At 44.8% G+C, this 17,114-nt stretch carries 17 protein-coding genes; 11 read left to right on the top strand and 6 right to left on the bottom strand.

What is annotated here, in order from left to right; translation table 11 throughout:
• Positions 1-16: 16 nt before the first annotated feature.
• From mlaF to L3V23_RS14835, 8 genes are all read left to right on the top strand, one after another.
• Positions 17-820, top strand: a complete 804-nt coding sequence (mlaF, locus tag L3V23_RS14800; RefSeq protein ID WP_042485354.1) for a phospholipid ABC transporter ATP-binding protein MlaF — start codon at positions 17-19, stop codon at positions 818-820.
• The gene (mlaE, locus tag L3V23_RS14805; RefSeq protein ID WP_042485357.1) at positions 810-1,601 is read left to right on the top strand and encodes a lipid asymmetry maintenance ABC transporter permease subunit MlaE; all 792 of its coding nucleotides are present in this window, start codon (positions 810-812) and stop codon (positions 1,599-1,601) included. The genes mlaF and mlaE overlap by 11 nt, the downstream gene beginning before the upstream one ends.
• A 2-nt stretch (positions 1,602-1,603) precedes the next feature.
• A complete protein-coding gene (gene mlaD / locus L3V23_RS14810; RefSeq protein ID WP_042485358.1) occupies positions 1,604-2,095 on the top strand; it encodes an outer membrane lipid asymmetry maintenance protein MlaD in 492 nt (163 codons plus the stop codon).
• Between the two features lie 3 nt (positions 2,096-2,098).
• Positions 2,099-2,737, top strand: a complete 639-nt coding sequence (gene mlaC / locus L3V23_RS14815) for a phospholipid-binding protein MlaC (RefSeq protein ID WP_102962905.1) — start codon at positions 2,099-2,101, stop codon at positions 2,735-2,737.
• The gene (locus L3V23_RS14820; protein WP_102962906.1) at positions 2,734-3,063 is read left to right on the top strand and encodes a lipid asymmetry maintenance protein MlaB; all 330 of its coding nucleotides are present in this window, start codon (positions 2,734-2,736) and stop codon (positions 3,061-3,063) included. Before mlaC ends, L3V23_RS14820 begins: the two co-directional genes overlap by 4 nt.
• Complete coding sequence (ibaG, locus tag L3V23_RS14825) at positions 3,056-3,310, top strand: BolA family iron metabolism protein IbaG (RefSeq protein WP_042485365.1); 255 nt, start codon at positions 3,056-3,058, stop codon at positions 3,308-3,310. The genes L3V23_RS14820 and ibaG overlap by 8 nt, the downstream gene beginning before the upstream one ends.
• A gap of 9 nt (positions 3,311-3,319) precedes the next feature.
• Complete coding sequence (gene murA, locus L3V23_RS14830) at positions 3,320-4,585, top strand: UDP-N-acetylglucosamine 1-carboxyvinyltransferase (protein WP_042485368.1); 1,266 nt, start codon at positions 3,320-3,322, stop codon at positions 4,583-4,585.
• A 109-nt stretch (positions 4,586-4,694) separates the two neighbouring features.
• Positions 4,695-5,423, top strand: coding sequence for a 1-acylglycerol-3-phosphate O-acyltransferase (locus L3V23_RS14835; protein ID WP_102962908.1), 729 nt, complete (start codon positions 4,695-4,697; stop codon positions 5,421-5,423).
• Between the two features lie 95 nt (positions 5,424-5,518).
• Here the strand turns inward: L3V23_RS14835 and L3V23_RS14840 are convergent, their stop codons facing one another.
• The 5 genes from L3V23_RS14840 to L3V23_RS14860 form a co-directional block, all read right to left on the bottom strand.
• The gene (locus L3V23_RS14840; protein WP_042485372.1) at positions 5,519-5,908 is read right to left on the bottom strand and encodes a RidA family protein; all 390 of its coding nucleotides are present in this window, start codon (positions 5,906-5,908) and stop codon (positions 5,519-5,521) included.
• 117 nt (positions 5,909-6,025) lie between these two features.
• On the bottom strand, positions 6,026-6,493 hold the full coding sequence (gene pyrI / locus L3V23_RS14845; RefSeq protein WP_237292441.1) for an aspartate carbamoyltransferase regulatory subunit: 468 nt from the start codon (positions 6,491-6,493) through the stop codon (positions 6,026-6,028).
• Between the two features lie 12 nt (positions 6,494-6,505).
• Positions 6,506-7,435 carry an aspartate carbamoyltransferase gene (gene pyrB, locus L3V23_RS14850; RefSeq protein ID WP_042485378.1) on the bottom strand — a complete coding sequence of 310 codons (930 nt, stop codon included), beginning with the start codon at positions 7,433-7,435 and terminating at the stop codon, positions 6,506-6,508.
• 395 nt (positions 7,436-7,830) lie between these two features.
• Positions 7,831-8,835 (bottom strand): ornithine carbamoyltransferase, encoded by a 1,005-nt coding sequence (gene argF / locus L3V23_RS14855; protein WP_042485381.1) that lies wholly within the window; start codon positions 8,833-8,835, stop codon positions 7,831-7,833.
• A gap of 116 nt (positions 8,836-8,951) precedes the next feature.
• Complete coding sequence (locus L3V23_RS14860) at positions 8,952-10,328, bottom strand: PhoH family protein (protein ID WP_042485383.1); 1,377 nt, start codon at positions 10,326-10,328, stop codon at positions 8,952-8,954.
• Between the two features lie 422 nt (positions 10,329-10,750).
• Between L3V23_RS14860 and rapA the strand changes: the two genes are divergently transcribed.
• Positions 10,751-13,660: an RNA polymerase-associated protein RapA gene (gene rapA / locus L3V23_RS14865; RefSeq protein ID WP_102966275.1), complete on the top strand. Its 2,910-nt coding sequence runs from the start codon at positions 10,751-10,753 to the stop codon at positions 13,658-13,660.
• Positions 13,661-13,785: 125 nt separating this feature from the next.
• On the opposite strand, the gene L3V23_RS14870 is transcribed toward rapA, so the two are convergent.
• Positions 13,786-15,060: an Nramp family divalent metal transporter gene (locus L3V23_RS14870; protein ID WP_042485388.1), complete on the bottom strand. Its 1,275-nt coding sequence runs from the start codon at positions 15,058-15,060 to the stop codon at positions 13,786-13,788.
• 267 nt (positions 15,061-15,327) lie between these two features.
• On the opposite strand from L3V23_RS14870, the gene L3V23_RS14875 reads away from it, so the two are divergent.
• Together L3V23_RS14875 and L3V23_RS14880 are read left to right on the top strand one after the other, a co-directional pair.
• On the top strand, positions 15,328-16,065 hold the full coding sequence (locus L3V23_RS14875; RefSeq protein ID WP_102954030.1) for a pseudouridine synthase: 738 nt from the start codon (positions 15,328-15,330) through the stop codon (positions 16,063-16,065).
• 81 nt (positions 16,066-16,146) lie between these two features.
• Positions 16,147-17,109 (top strand): D-2-hydroxyacid dehydrogenase, encoded by a 963-nt coding sequence (locus L3V23_RS14880; protein ID WP_102954031.1) that lies wholly within the window; start codon positions 16,147-16,149, stop codon positions 17,107-17,109.
• The last annotated feature ends 5 nt before the right edge of the window (positions 17,110-17,114 follow it).

A 17,114-nucleotide genomic window follows, 5' to 3' on the forward strand; every position in this document is an offset into this window, starting at 1 on the left:
GCAGCGAATAGCCAGTATGTCTGACACTGACTTAGTCACTATAAATAATCTAACCTTTTCCCGATCTAACCGAATCATTTTTGATGACATCAGCCTTCGTGTCCCTAAAGGTAAAATTACCGCCATCATGGGACCATCTGGAATTGGTAAAACGACGCTTTTACGACTTATTGGTGGTCAGCTGTATCCTGAAACAGGGGAGATCTGGTTTGATGGCAGTAATATTCCAGCGTTAAGTCGAAACAAGTTATATAAAGCGCGCAAAAAAATGAGCATGCTTTTTCAGTCTGGTGCTCTGTTTACAGATCTCAACGTATTCGACAACGTTGCTTTTCCTATCCGAGAACACACTGACCTTGATGAGTCTTTGATCCGCACTTTAGTACTTTTAAAGCTTGAAGCGGTAGGACTCCGTGGCGCCGCTTATTTGATGCCTAGTGAACTTTCCGGTGGTATGGCAAGACGAGCAGCACTGGCTCGCGCGATTGCTCTCGATCCTGAACTTATCATGTATGACGAACCTTTTGTTGGTCAGGACCCTATCACTATGGGTGTATTGGTTGAATTGATTCGAAACTTAAACCAAGCACTCGGTGTCACTTCTGTTGTGGTTTCCCATGATGTGCCGGAAGTCATGAGCATTGCTGACTGGGTGTACTTATTGGCGGAAGGTAAAGTGATCGCTCAAGGTACACCACAAGATTTGTATAAGACTGAAGATCCTCGCGTTCAACAATTCTTAAAAGGTGAAGCGGATGGCCCTGTGCCGTTTCGTTATCCTGTTCAACCAATCGAAAAGGATCTTTTCCATGTTGGCTGATTTATTACAACGGGTTAGCCTATTAGGGCGTCGCTTTTTTGCCATTTGTGAATCATTTGGCCGAGCAAGCTTAATGGTTTCTGGGGCGCTGTTTGGGCCTCCTCATCCCATCAAAAATTTTCCTCTTCTCGTTAAACAGCTCTACAGCATTGGTGTCCAATCTTTAGCGATCATTATCGTATCAGGGTTGTTTATTGGCATGGTTCTGAGTCTGCAAGGCTACGTGATCCTTGTTGATTACGGGGCCGAAACCAGCTTAGGGCAAATGGTCGCTCTTTCATTATTACGTGAGCTTGGGCCAGTGGTGACCGCACTTTTATTTGCTGGTCGAGCGGGCTCAGCGCTAACGGCTGAAATCGGATTGATGAAAGCCACAGAACAAATTTCCAGCTTGGAAATGATGGCCGTAGATCCTCTAAAGCGCGTTATTGCGCCAAGATTATGGGCTGGTTTGATTTCTATGCCGCTACTCGCCATGATTTTTATGGCCGTAGGCATATGGGGCGGTCAGTTGGTTGGTGTTGACTGGAAAGGCATCGATCACGGTAGCTTCTGGTCCACGATGCAGGCATCGGTGGAACTGGGTGAAGATATTGGTAACAGTTTGATTAAATGCGTGGTGTTTGCCATCACTGTCACTTGGATCTCACTGTTTAATGGTTATGACGCGGTTCCAACTTCGGAAGGGATCAGTCGAGCAACGACAAGAACTGTTGTGCATTCGTCTCTAGCTGTGTTGGGGCTAGACTTTGTATTGACTGCATTGATGTTTGGGAACTAATCATGCAACAGACACGTAAACTAGAATTTTGGGTAGGCAGTTTTGTGCTAGCGGGGATTTGCGCAATTCTGGTAATGATTTTTCAAGTCGCTGACGTGAAAGGGTTGGGAACAAACGATACTTACTCACTCCGAGCAGAGTTTGACAACATTGGTAGCTTAAAAGTCCGAGCACCAGTCAAAGTTGGTGGGGTCGTGGTGGGACGAGTCTCATCCATCGTTTTGAACAAGAATAGCTTACTTCCGGTTGTAACTATGGCTATTGATAGCCAATACAATCAGTTTCCTGACAATTCGAGCTTACACATTTTAACTGCTGGATTGATCGGTGAACAGTACATCAGCCTTATTCCTGGCTTTGTGTTTGAAGATGAAGAGATGCTGAAAGATGGCGATCTCATTGAAGATACGAAATCAGCACTCATTTTAGAAGATTTGATTGGTCAGGTGCTGTATAGCGTGGGCGGTTCAGAAAGTAAGGCTAGTAAGGAGTAAACCATGTTGAAACGTTATGTCACCATATTGTTGGTATTGCTTTTTTCATGGACAGTGAACGCACAAGAAATTGACCGCACTGACCCGTACAAAATGATGAAGCAAGTTGCAGAGCGATCATTTAAGCGTTTGAAAGCAGAGCAACCCAAAATTCAAGAAAACCCAGATTACTTAAAAGTGATCGTTGAAGAAGAGCTAATGCCTTACGTCAATGATCAATATGCGGCACTAAAACTGCTTGGCTCAAATTTGAAAGGTGCAAAAAGAGAAGATGTGGGTGAGTTTGTTTCAGCATTCCGTGCTTATTTAGTAACAAACTACGCGCAAGTTTTGACTCAGTACACCAACCAAGAAATCGAGTTTGGTCCAGAGCCTTTGCTTGAAGATGACCGCCGAATTTCGAGCATTAAGGTGGACATCATTGATTCACCTCGTCCAAACATTAAGCTGGAATTTAAGTTACGCAAAGAAAAATCCGGTGATTGGAAAGCGTTCGACATGATAGCCGAAGGCATCAGTTTCCTGACGAGTAAACAATCTGAATGGAATGGCAAAATTCGCCAAGAAGGCATTTTGGCTGTTGCAAAAGAATTGCAGGATTTGTCGAAACAACCGATTCGATTTGAGAGCAAAACCCAATGACGCATCCGCAATGGCAGATGGTTAATTCCGCGATAGCGAAGCTGACCGGAGCGCTGGATCGTGATAAGGTGCCGCTCTTGTGGCAAACGTTGCAGCAATGGCAGCCGGAAACAGAACAGTTTGAAGTCTCTTTACAGAACGTTGAACGTATTGATTCTGCTGGTATGGTGATGTTGATTCACCTAATAGAGCATGCAAAAAAACGAAATTGCCATATAATGCTCAGCTTTGTGCCAGAAGAGCTGCGCACACTAATTCAGTTGAGCAATATTGAAGAGTTGATGTCTCAACATATACAAATTTCCAACGGGGTGAATTGTGGATAGCACACAACTTAAAGAAATCTTAGATCAAGCACTCAACCTTCAAGAGATCCATTGTAAAGGTGAAGGTAGCCACTACGAAGTTATCGCTGTGGATGAATGCTTTGAATCAATGAGCCGTGTGAAGAAACAACAGCTAATATACGGCCCATTAATGGAATATATTAAGCGCAACGATGTTCATGCCGTTTCTATTAAAGCGTTCACGCCTGCAGAGTGGGCTCGCGATAAAAAATTGATGTCACTTTAAGGTTAGTGAATGGATAAGTTTCGAGTAATTGGGTCAGACAAGCCGCTACAAGGTGAAGTGACCATTTCTGGTGCTAAAAACGCAGCACTACCAATTTTATTTGCGTCTATTCTGGCAACTGAGCCAGTAGAGGTGGGCAATGTTCCTCACCTGCGTGATATTGATACCACAATGGAATTGCTTAAGCGCTTAGGTGCAAAGGTAGAACGTAATGGTTCAGTTCACGTTGATCCTAGCCAGATAAATCAATTCTGTGCTCCATACGATTTAGTAAAAACAATGCGCGCTTCTATTTGGGCTTTAGGTCCACTGGTTGCTCGTTTTGGTGAAGGTCAGGTATCGCTACCTGGCGGTTGTGCTATCGGTGCTCGTCCTGTGGATCTTCATATTCACGGTCTAGAGCAGTTAGGTGCAACGATTGTTTTAGAAGACGGTTATGTAAAAGCCAGCGTTGATGGTCGCCTTAAAGGTGCGCACATTGTGATGGACAAAGTGAGTGTTGGTGCAACGATCACTATCATGTGTGCAGCTACATTAGCTGAAGGTAAAACTATTCTAGATAACGCAGCGCGTGAGCCAGAAATCGTCGATACCGCTAAGTTCTTAAACCAACTTGGTGCGAAAATTTCGGGCGCAGGTACTGACACTATTACTATCGAAGGCGTTGAGTCTCTTGGTGGTGGTAAGCATACGGTTGTGGCAGACCGAATTGAAACCGGTACTTTCCTAGTGGCTGCTGCGGTTTCTAAAGGCAAAATCGTTTGTCGCAAAACCAACGCCAAATTACTGGAAGCAGTTATCGCTAAGCTTGAAGAAGCAGGTGCAGATATCGAAACTGGTGAAGATTGGATCAGCTTGGATATGACGGAACGTGAGTTGAAAGCGGTATCTATTCGCACGGCTCCGCATCCGGGTTTCCCAACCGATATGCAAGCTCAGTTCACCTTGCTTAATATGATGGCAAAAGGTGGCGGTGTGATTACTGAAACCATTTTTGAAAACCGATTTATGCACGTTCCAGAACTTATGCGTATGGGTGCGAAAGCGGAAATCGAAGGTAATACAGTAATTTGCGGTGATGTGGAATCATTAAGTGGTGCACAAGTGATGGCGACAGATCTACGCGCGTCTGCAAGCTTAGTGATTGCTGGCTGCATTGCTCACGGCGAAACCATTGTTGACCGTATTTACCATATTGATCGTGGTTACGAGCGTATTGAAGATAAGCTTTCGGCACTTGGCGCAAATATTCAGCGCGTGCATGCAGCAAGTTAATTTTTAATTTGGTATATAGGCCGAAGTCTCTTGATTTCGGCTTTTTATTTTGACCTGAGTTTTGATTTTTGTCTGAACTAGGGTTGTAAAGCTCCTTTGGAGAAAACAGATGATTGCATTATTTCGTATCATTGCTGTCGCTATCTTTGCGGTGGTGATGTTTGTATTCGGATGTGGTTACTGCTTGTTAAGCCCGCGTAACCCGAAGCATGTATTCACTTTTGGTCGCATGTTTGCAGCGATGTCGAAAGTGTTTGGCATTAAGTTGGAACTTCGTATTCCAGAAGATGCTTACAAGCGTGGACAGGCGATTTACATTGCGAACCACCAAAACAACTGGGACCTTTTCACTGTGTCGGCAGCAGTGACACCGAAAGTGGTTACTGTAGGTAAGAAAAGCTTAGCGTGGATGCCACTGTTTGGTCAGTTGTACTGGTTGACGGGTAACATTCTGATTGACCGAGCAAACAAAACAAAAGCGAAAGGTACAATCAACCAAGTCGTTGATAGCATTAAAAACAGTGATGTATCAGTGTGGATGTTCCCTGAAGGTACTCGTTCTCGTGGTCGAGGCTTATTACCATTTAAAACCGGCGCTTTCCATGCAGCAATGGGCGCTCAAGTTCCTGTTATTCCTATCGTTTGTAGTTCAACCTATAAGCTACGCTTAAATCGTTGGAATAACGGCCACGTGATTGTTGAAATGCTGCCTCCTGTATCTGTAGAAGAATACAAAGATAAGTCAGTACGTGAACTTTCAAATCAGTGTCATGAAGCGATGAAAGTGAAGCTGGAAGAGCTTGATAAAGAAGTCGCTCAGCGCAACGCGAAAAAATAGCGTTTATTCTTTGGGAATAAAAAAGGGTTGCTGAGGCAACCCTTTTTGTTTGTTCAATCATACGCTATAGAGCAGCTCTGATTGCTCAAATCAAATTATTTACGAACAGCAATCGCTTCGATTTCGATACCTACATCTTTTGGTAGGCGTGCCACTTCCACACATGAACGTGCTGGGTAGTGAGCGACATTGTGCTCGTCAAAGAATTTACCGTAAACTTCGTTCACTGTACCGAAGTCGTTTAGGTCTTTTACGAATACAGTCATTTTTACGATATCGCCAACAGTTAAGCCAGAAGCTTCAACCACAGCTTTTACGTTGTCTAGAGATTGACGCGCTTGGACTGCGATATCGTCAGAAACTTCACCAGTTACTGGGTTTACTGGGATTTGACCAGAAGTTAAAACCATATTGCCAAGGTCAACACCTTGAATGTATGGACCAATTGCCGCTGGAGCAGATTCTGTGTGCAAAACTTTTGTCATGGTTCTTATTCCATTCATTATTCGAATTAAAAAGGTCTGTTTACTTGCGGTGCGATCAACACTCAAATAACAGACCCTAGCAGTTTGCCTTTTATACCCTAGAACGTAAAGCCTTGATTAGCTCTCGCGTTCGGTCACGATTTCGCGGGAGAACACTTTCTCACAGTACTTACATTTCAGGCGAATATCGTTATTTTTTTCGACAATACGGAAGCTGCTTTCTACAGGTTCATCGTGAGAAATACAGTTGCTGTTTGGACAAGCAAACACGCTGTTGATCTTCTCAGGCAGCTCCAGAGCAAGCTTTTTCACCACTTCGTAGTTTTCGATTTGGTTTACCGTTGCGTGTGGAGCGTAAAGTGCAAGCTTGTTCGCTTGTTCTTCGTTGATGAACACGTTTTCAATCTTTAGCAGATCTTTATGCCCAAGAGCAGACGATGGCAAATTTAAACCAATAGTCACTCGCTGCTGGGTATTGTGCATATCAAACAGTTTGAGAACTTTGATGCCCACTTGTGCCGGAATATGGTCAATCACTGTGCCGTTTTTGATGGCTTCGACTTGTAGTTTGGTTTCTTTACTCATGACAGTCTCCGATTACAGTGATTCGTTTAAAACTAGGGCTAACAGTGCTTCACGTGCATAAACACCGTTGTTCGCTTGCTGGAAGAAGTAAGCGTGAGGTGTTTTATCAACGTCGGTAGTGATTTCGTCAACACGAGGAAGCGGGTGAAGAACCTTCATATTTTCACGGGCATTTTCAAGCATAGAAGCGGTCAGAACGAAAGCTGACTTAATATGTAAGTATTCAGATGGGTCAAAACGTTCTTTCTGTACGCGAGTCATGTACAGGATATCGAGTTCTGGGATCACGCTTTCCATATCACTGTGTAAGCTGTATTCCACACCCGCTTCATCCAGTTCTTCACAGATGTAATCAGGCATTGCTAATGCGTCTGGAGCAACAAAGAAGAAACGGTTGTTATCAAACTTAGCCAAAGCTTGAGCAAGTGAATGCACGGTGCGTCCGTATTTTAAGTCACCGACAAAAGCAACGTTCAGATTGTCTAGTCGACCTTGAGTTTCATACAGAGTAAACAAATCGAGAAGAGTTTGAGTCGGGTGTTGGTTTGAACCGTCGCCCGCATTGATGACAGGAACGCCATTCGAAAACTCAGAAGCAAGACGTGCTGCACCTTCTTGTGGGTGACGCATAACAAACGCATCCACATAAGAGGTAATAATCTGAACGGAATCCGCCAGTGTTTCCCCTTTGTTTGCTAACGAGGTGTTACCGCCATTATCAAAGCCAATGACGCTGCCACCGATACGCTGAATCGCCGTCTCAAATGATAAGCGCGTACGAGTCGACGGCTCAAAGAAACAGCTTGCAACGACTTTGTTCTTTATCAGCTCAGGTTTTGGTTCAGCTTTAAGCTGGCCGGCAGTTTGAACAATCAATTCCAATTCTTGTCTTGAAAGCTCAGAAATGGAGATGATGTGCTTTTTATAAAGCGAGTTAGCCATGATCTTCTTCCCTATCATTTTCTTAAAGTGACGGTACCAATACCAACAATTATCTAATCATTCTTACTTGCTAAAATCACCGATAGCTACGTTAGAATTTGTGTAATTAGCATGACTAGTTACACAAATTCTGCCTTGCTCTCAGTGATTTTATCTGCGCAATATTTTGAATATCTAATTATCGGTATTGGTACAAAAAAGCCCCCCAATAAGGGAGGCTTTAAAATTCAACAACGGGGGAAAACAGTTTACCCTGTAAGCGTAATTGCTTACCGAAATTTTTAGCTGCACGATAGTCAATATGCATCAATTTCATTGGGCCCCCCTAGACAAATTGCTGGGAATTATACGCTTTGTTTTTAGTGACGCAAGCGATTACGTAATTTATCTCCTCGCTAATCGCCCAGCGTTGCAACCATCACTGCTTTAATGGTGTGCATGCGGTTTTCTGCTTCATCAAACACAATTGAATAGTCGGATTCAAACACATCTTCTGTCACTTCCAAGCCTTTCATACCAAACTTTTCAGCCACTTGCTTACCAATAGTGGTTTCATCGTTATGGAACGCTGGTAAGCAGTGCATGAACTTCACATGTGGGTTACCAGTGGCTTTGATCACATCCATATTGACCTGATAAGGCTTCATTAGAGCAACACGCTCATCCCAAGCTTCTGGTGCTTCACCCATAGAGACCCAAACGTCGGTGTAAAGAAAATCACAACCTGTGACGCCCTCCGCAACATTTTCCGTGAGGGTGATTTTTGCGCCGCTCTCTTTGGCTAATTCTTGGCATGTTTGCACCAACTCGGCATCCGGCCAGTACGCTTTTGGTGCAACCAAGCGGATATCCATACCCATCTTCGCCGCGCCAACCATGAGGGAATTACCCATGTTGTTACGGGCATCTCCTAGGTAAGCGAACTTAACTTCGCTGAGTGGTTTGCCGCGAGAGTATTCTTGCATGGTTAAGAAGTCTGCCAGAATTTGAGTTGGGTGAAATTCATCAGTTAAGCCGTTCCAGACTGGTACGCCAGCATATTTACCCAATTCTTCTACTATTTCCTGGCCGAAGCCGCGATATTGAATGCCATCGTACATACGGCCCAATACGCGTGCGGTATCTTTCATCGATTCTTTGTCGCCAATTTGCGAGCCTGAAGGGCCAAGGTAGCTGACCTGTGCGCCTTGATCAAAAGCGGCCACTTCAAAGGCACAGCGGGTACGAGTAGAGGCTTTTTCAAAAATGAGCGCGATGTTTTTACCGATTAGTTTTTTTTGCTCAGTGCCCGCTTTTTTTGCTCGTTTTAAATCAGCAGAGAGATCCAGTAAGAATTGGATTTCTTTCTGCGTAAAATCAAGCAGTTTTAGATAATTGCGGTGACGTAAATTGAAAGCCATGACTCAGTCCTTAAATACAAATAACGAGTAGGGCTAGTTAAACATAGAAATGCTATGAAAGTGAATAATTATTTTAAATAAAAGGCGAGATGTGCTTAACATCTCGCCAAATGTGCTTATAAATTCTCTTCGGCGAATTCAGCCAAGCGACTGCGAACCACACCGTTGAGATGGATGTTGGCGCTGCCTTCAAAGTTTTTGAAGCGCTCAACCATATAGGTTAAACCAGATGTAACAGGAGTTAGGTATGGTGAATCGATCTGTGCAAGGTTACCTGAACACACAATCTTGGTGCCTTCACCACAGCGTGTGATGATGGTTTTGATTTGTGAAGCCGTCAGGTTCTGACACTCATCAAGCAACACAAAGGCGTCTTGTATTGAGCGTCCACGCATAAAGTTAATCGATTTGAACTGAATATTGGCCTTATCGACGATGTATTTCAAAGAGCCTTCAGTGCAGTGGTCGTTCTTATGTAGAGCTTCCAGTGTATCTGTAACGGCTGCCAGCCAAGGCATCATTTTTTCTTCTTCCGTACCCGGAAGGAAACCAATAGACTCACCGATATCTGGTGTGTTACGAGTGACGATGATCTTATCGAACATCTTTTTCTCTACGGTTTGCTCTAGTGCTGCCGCCATCGCGAGCAAGGTTTTACCACTACCGGCAGCACCGGTGAGAATTACCAAATCAATTTCAGGGTCGAGTAGAGCATCTAACGCCATGGCCTGATAGATATTCTTTGGTGTGATATCCCAAGCTTTGCGGTGCATCATGCGCTCTCGGCTCAGGTCTCGCAGGGTAATTTTGTCTTCTGAGATGGTTTCTACTCGCGCAGCAAAATCACTCTCTTCGTCAATCACATATTGGTTGATGTAAGTGGGTTCAAATGGTTCACGGTCGAGTTTGTGGTAGGTTTTGCCTTCGAGTGCATAACTATCTACATTCTCAATGTCATCCCAGAAGTTTCCCGGTCGAGTTTGGAAACCTTTGGTGAGGTACTGGACGTCATCGATCAGTTGGTCGGTACGATAGTCTTCAACATAACGTACGCCAGCGCCTTTGGCACGCAGACGCATGTTGATGTCTTTGGTGATCAGCACAACCGAGCGAGGAGCACGTTTGTTCTGCAAGTGGAGCACAGCGTTAAGTATACGGTTGTCGCCTTCTTTGTCGGTGAAAGCTTTTACGCTTTCGTGGACATCATAGTCGGCTAAGATTGAAATGGTGCCGGTCGCACTGCTTTGTTTGGTAAAAGGGATCCCTTCTGATATCTCATCTGGTGTTGCATCGTGAAACAAATTCTCTAACGCACGAATCGCCACACGAGCATCACGCGCAACGTCGCGTTTGCTGTCTTTGATTCGGTCGAGCTCTTCGAGGACGGTCATGGGGATGACCACATCATGTTCTTGGAAGGAGTAAATGGCTAGAGGTTCATGAAGTAGGATATTGGTATCCAGTACAAACAGTTTCCGATCGGTATCGCCCATAAGCGTCTCCTTGCTATCGCATAGCTTGCTATCAGAGGATGTCTGCAGCCAGAGGTCGCAACGAATCGTACGCTTTGGGTAGGCTTTCGATCTATTGCGACTTACTGCAAACCCGAGTTGATACTCACTGTTTTGATAAGCAGACTTTGTGCCAAATTTTCACTCGGTTTTATCTGTTTATCTGAGTTGAGTATAGCAACGTCTTATCTAAGAAATGCCACTGGTTTCTTACAGTTTGATGTCATCTGACATTTGAAGAAAAAATGCTGGGAATCAACGTGACCTGTATCACGCCATCAAGTAAGATTAGCGACCTTTTTCTGCTGCACCCTCCTAAAGCGATCATAATTAGGAGCTGAATTCTCTATGCGGCAGATTTCTACTTATAATTATCCAATCCAAATTGATGAGGTAGTCGATTAATGACTTTTGCTTTGGGGCAACGCTGGATTAGCGATACGGAAAGCGATTTAGGTTTAGGTACCGTCGTAGCAATGGATGCGCGAACTGTTACTCTTATGTTTGCAGCGTCAGAAGAAAACCGAGTGTACGCTCGCAATGACGCTCCGGTAACACGAGTGACATTTAATGTCGGCGACGTTATTGATAGCCAAGAAGGCTGGTCACTCAAAGTTGAGCAAGTGGTTGAAGATCAGGGCTTGCTTACCTACCTCGGAACTCGTGAAGATTCGCAAGAGTCAGGTGTGGCTCTACGTGAAATCTTCCTGAGCAACCAAATTCGATTCAACAAGCCACAAGACAAGTTGTTCGCAGGTCAGATTGATCGCATGGATAACTTCGTGTTGCGCTACCGTTCTTTGACTAACCAATTTCAGCAACACAAGAGCCCAATGCGTGGCTTGTGTGGTATGCGTGCAGGTTTGATTCCTCACCAGCTTTATATTGCTCATGAAGTGGGTCGCCGCTATGCGCCGCGTGTTTTGTTGGCTGATGAGGTGGGTTTGGGTAAAACCATCGAAGCAGGCATGATCACCCACCAACAGGTACTTTCTGGTCGCGCGGAACGCATTCTGATTGTGGTTCCTGAAACACTGCAGCACCAATGGCTGGTAGAGATGATGCGCCGCTTTAACCTGCATTTCTCTATCTTTGATGAAGAGCGTTGCGTTGAAGCTTTCGCGGAAGCTGACAACCCATTCGAAACGCAACAATACGTATTATGTTCGTTGGGCTTTTTACGTAAGAGCCGTCAGCGTTTTGAACAAGCATTAGAAGCTGAGTGGGATTTACTGGTTGTCGATGAAGCGCACCACCTTGAGTGGTCTCAGGATAACCCAAGCCGTGAATATCAGGTAATTGAAGGTTTAGCTGAACGTACACCGGGTGTGCTTCTTCTAACCGCAACACCTGAGCAGCTTGGTCGTGAGAGTCACTTTGCACGTCTACGTCTGCTGGATTCTGACCGTTTTTACGATTATGACGCTTTTGTTCAAGAAGAAGAGCAGTATGCGCCTGTTGCCGATGCGGTAAGCGCACTGCTTTCAGGGCAAAAGCTCAGTGATGAAGCGAAAAACCAAATCACCGAACTGCTATCTGAACAAGACGTAGAACCGCTATTCCGCGTTCTGGAAAGTCAGGCAAGCGATGAAGAGAAAGCTTCTGCCAGCCAAGAGTTGGTTGATAACTTAATGGATCGTCACGGAACGGGGCGTGTTCTGTTTAGAAATACACGTGCAGCGGTGAAAGGTTTCCCAACGCGTAATGTGCATTTGATGCCGATGCAAATTCCATCTCAGTATGAAACGTCTATGCGTGTGTCTGGACTGATTGGCGGCAAGATCACTCCTGAAGCTCGCGCGATGAAAATGCTTTATCCAGAAGAGATCTTCCAAGAGTTTGAAGGTGAGAACTCAAGCTGGTGGCAGTTTGATTCACGTGTGAACTGGCTGATTGAAAAAGTAAAAGAAAAACGCAGCGAGAAGATCCTAGTGATTGCTTCACGCGCGAGTACCGCATTGCAACTAGAGCAAGCGCTTCGTGAACGCGAAGGCATCCGCGCAACGGTATTCCATGAAGGAATGTCGATCATTGAGCGAGATAAAGCGGCTGCGTATTTTGCACAGGAAGAGGGTGGGGCTCAGGTTCTTATCTGTAGCGAAATCGGCTCTGAAGGTCGTAACTTCCAGTTTGCTAGTCAGCTGGTGATGTTTGATTTGCCATTTAACCCTGACTTGCTTGAGCAACGTATTGGTCGTTTGGATCGTATTGGTCAACAGCGCGACATTGATATTTTTGTTCCTTATCTTGAAGGCACATCTCAAGGCATTCTGGCTCGTTGGTACGATGAAGGTCTGAATGCTTTTGCTGAAACTTGTCCGACGGGTCGAGCGGTTTATGATGCATTTGTATCACGCTTAGTTCCTGTGTTGGCTGCTGGTGGCGGTGATGATCTGGAAGAGATCATCGAAGAGTCAGCAAAGATGAACAAAACGCTAAAATCTCAATTAGAGCATGGGCGCGATCGTCTGCTAGAAATGCATTCGAATGGCGGTGAAAAAGCGTTGGAAATCGCAGAGAAGATTGCTTCGACAGACGGTGATACTAACCTAGTGACTTTTGCTTTAAGCCTGTTTGATACCATTGGTTTGAACCAAGATGACCACGGTGAAAATGCGCTTGTTGTGACGCCATCCGAACATATGATGGTGCCAAGCTATCCAGGTTTACCTTACGAGGGCGCGACGATCACTTTTGATCGCGATACTGCTTTGTCGCGTGAAGATATGCACTTTATCAGTTGGGAACACCCAATGATCCAAGGTGGTATTGATCTGCTGATGAGTGAAGGTGTGGGTACGTCTGCGGTATCTCTGCTGAAGAACAAATCTTTGCCAGTAGGTACGATTTTGTTGGAGCTGGTGTACCTAGTGGATGCTCAAGCACCTAAGCGCAGCGGCATTTCTCGTTTCTTACCGCAAACACCGATTCGTATTCTATTGGATGCTCGTGGTAATAACCTTTCAAGCCAAGTTGAGTTTGAAGGCTTTAACCGTCAGTTAAGCCCTGTGAATCGTCATTTGGCGAGCAAACTGGTTAGCAGTGTACAAAACGATGTACATCGCCTGATCACAGCAAGTGAAGTTTTTGCTGTTGAAGAAGTGAAAGCGATTCGTGAACAAGCACAGAAAGAGATGGAGCACAGCTTAAACTCTGAACTAGAGCGTTTGCAGGCGCTGAAAGCGGTCAACCCGAACATTCGTGATGAAGAGATTGAAGTCATAGAGCAGCAAGTTAATGAGCTTTCTGGCTACATCACACAAGCGCAATATCAGCTAGATTCGCTTCGTCTGATTGTGGTTGCACACAACTAAGCAGCATTTTCAGTAGTAAAAAGCTGAGTAGTAAAACACTAAATAGTAAAAAGGCCTTCATCTGAAGGCCTTTTGTTTATCTATTGGTACATCCAAACGACTTGAAATTCAAGGCGCAGGCTAAATTACATAATCCACTTCCACCAGATGAACAGTGCTAGGAAACCAAACAAGTACACCAGACCTAGGATAGACAGTGCTTTCAGTTTCGGACCAACCGCTAGCTCTTTTGGCAGTACAGTTTTAGTGACTAGGATGTAGTTCAGTAGAGCGAAAATTGGTGTCGTCATAAACGCCATGACCATAGCGAAGTCCAGCATTGGTAATAGCGCTGACGCGTAGAACACAATAATTGCTAACGAAGCTGCAGAAACCACAATCATCCAAGTTTGAAGTACTTTCGGGTTTTGCTCTTTGTCTTCTTTGATCAAGCGTTGTGATTCTGCGATTACACGTGAGTAGCCATCAATAACCGTAATCGTACTACCGAAGATACAGAAGAAGGCGATAACCGCGATTAGGTAGCGAGACCATTCACCGATGGTTGACGCGTAAAGACCCACAAGCTGATGCGAGAAACCAATACCTGATTTTGATAGTTCCACACCTGTACCGTTCAATACCAATGCACCCAATGCTAGGAAAACTATCGCTAGAATTGCTGTACCGATATAACCAACATTGAAGTCAAACAATGCAGATTGAGCTGTTACTTTTTGATGGCGGCATTGAGATTTTAGCCATACAGAAGTCAGGCTAGATATTTCAATAGGTGCAGGCATCCAACCCATTGTTACTACTAGGAAACCAATCGCAGCGATCGTCCATGGAGAAGGTGTTTCTGCGGCTACAGAGCTTACTGGTGCAGCGTTTGCCGCCGCAATAACGACAGCCAGCAATGTTGCAATGGTCAGCACTGCCATGATCACTTTAGATAACGTGTCCAAAGCCTTGTAATGACCAGCAAATAGAATCACTAAGCAGGTGACTAATACAATGCCGCATAACACAGGAAGCGAAAGATCAAACGGTACGAAGTAGCCAAGTAAACTCGCGCTGAACATCAGAAGTGCTGCTGTGTTTACTACTGCGGAGAATACAGCAAGGATTGTGAATACCCATAGGTAAGGTTTACCGAGCTTTGCATAACCTTCGACAAGGCTTTCACCTGTGCCCATGGTGTACTGAACACCTGCTTTAAAAAATGGGTATTTAAATAAGTTTACCAGCAGAATCAGTATCGCTAATTGCCAGCCATAAATAGCGCCAGCTTTGGTTGATGCAACGAGATGTGAGCCACCAACAGCCGCTGCAGCCATCATTATCCCAGGCCCTAAAGAGCGTAGTAATTGAGATAAAGATAGCCGTTGTTCTGATGGATATGATACGGCGTTTTCCATTCTTGTTATTCCTTCGAATTATGATGTTGTGTTCAATATTTTTTATAGCCTGCCAGCTGAACCGGTCAGGATGACTTTAATGTCAATACTACACATCAATATCATAGTTGCTTATTGTGTCAATTTATATTTACAAATCATTCTGATCTTTTTTCGGATTCCGTATGGGTGAGATATCTTGCGTGAAAATTGTTACTCCATTTTGCAGCTAACAGTGGGCTGTTTAGCTGCTATAATGCGGCGATTTTTTTATTTGAGATGACTTTCATGGCGATGACTGAGTACCACCCACCAAGGGATCCGTGGATTGATGTGGTATATGAGGATGACTACATTATTGCGGTTAATAAACCGTCTGGATTGCTGTCTGTTCCGGGGAGACTGGAAGAGCACTATGACAGCATGTGGAGTCGCCTAGTTGAACAATACCCAGACGTGAAAGTCGTACATCGTTTAGATATGTCGACATCCGGTTTGATGCTGTTTGGCAAAAACACCTATATGGAATCGGCATTGAAAAAGCAGTTCCAATATCGCCTTACGCATAAAATCTATTATGCCCGCGTGTGGGGTATTGTTGAGCAGGACGAAGGTATGATTGACCTTCCATTAATTTGCGACTGGCCAAATCGTCCTAAACAGATGGTTTGCTTTGAAAATGGTAAACCGTCACAAACTATGTTCCATGTGGTTAAGCGTGAAGAAAAAACCACAGTTGTGCGTTTGCTTCCTATCACTGGTCGTTCTCATCAATTGCGCGTTCATATGATGGCATTAGGTCACCCTATTGTTGGCGACGAGTTTTACGCGCCTCAAGAAGCCATTGATTATACCGACCGCTTGGAGCTACACGCTGCTGAGTTGAGTTTCTATCACCCTCGCAGCCACTGGCTACGAAGTATTTTTGTACCTTGTGACTTTTATCCCGAAGCACAGGAAGAAATTTTGCAGCACTTCGATCCTGAGAGAAAATTGCCGGATTATAAAACGCTACCTAAAACTTGAATCTAGGTAGCTACCCTAACTCGTTGGCGTTGCAGGCTCGATTGCTGCAGTTCAACGAGAAAGGGTAATAAAGGAGAAACTATGTCAGCCCCAAAAATTGTCTTCCTAGATCGTGCAACCATTCCCAAGCATATCGAGTTACCTCGCCTTACCGTAGAACATGAGTGGCAAGAATACGACTTTACCAGCCCAGAACAGGTATTTGAGCGCATTTACAACGCAGATATCGTTATAACTAACAAAGTCGTCCTCACTGGTGATGTATTGGCGCAGCTGCCAAATATTAAGCTGATTGCGGTTTCAGCCACAGGTGTGAATAACGTAGATCTTGAGCATTGCCGAGCCAACAACATCGCGGTTAGTAATGTTCAAGGATATGCCACTCGTTCTGTACCAGAGCATGTCATTGGAATGATGTTTGCCCTTCGTCGTAATCTGATGGGCTATCACCATGATATTGCTGCTGGAGAATGGCAGCGTAATAAGCAGTTCTGTTTCTTTACCCATCCTATTGGTGATATTGCGGGCTCAACAATGGGCATTATTGGTGGTGGAGCCTTAGGTCGAGCAACGGCTGAGTTGGCTAAAGCCTTGGGTATGAATGTTGTATTTGCAGAGCGTAAAGGTACAGCAGAATGCCGAGATGGCTACCTGCCATTTGAAACGGTTTTAAAGCAGGCGGATGTGATATCACTGCATTGCCCGTTAAGTGAAGAGACGCGCAATATGGTTGCTGAGCAAGAATTTGCCCTGATGAAGCCTAACGCGATTCTTATTAATACTGGTCGTGGTGGATTGGTTGATGAAATTGCGCTGGTGGATGCGCTGAAGAAGCGTCAAATTGCAGGGGCAGGCGTGGATGTCTTTACCCAAGAGCCTGCCGATATTGATAATCCGCTGTTAGCGAATATGGATCTGCCAAACTTGCTACTGACCCCTCATGTCGCGTGGGGCAGTGATTCCGCAATCAGCCAGCTTGCACAGATTCTGATCAGCAACATTGAAGCGTTTGTGGCTGGCAAAGAGCAAAACAGAGTGGTTTGATATCG

This window comes from Vibrio sp. A1-b2, assembly GCF_021726015.1.
Lineage (GTDB): Bacteria > Pseudomonadota > Gammaproteobacteria > Enterobacterales > Vibrionaceae > Vibrio > Vibrio diazotrophicus.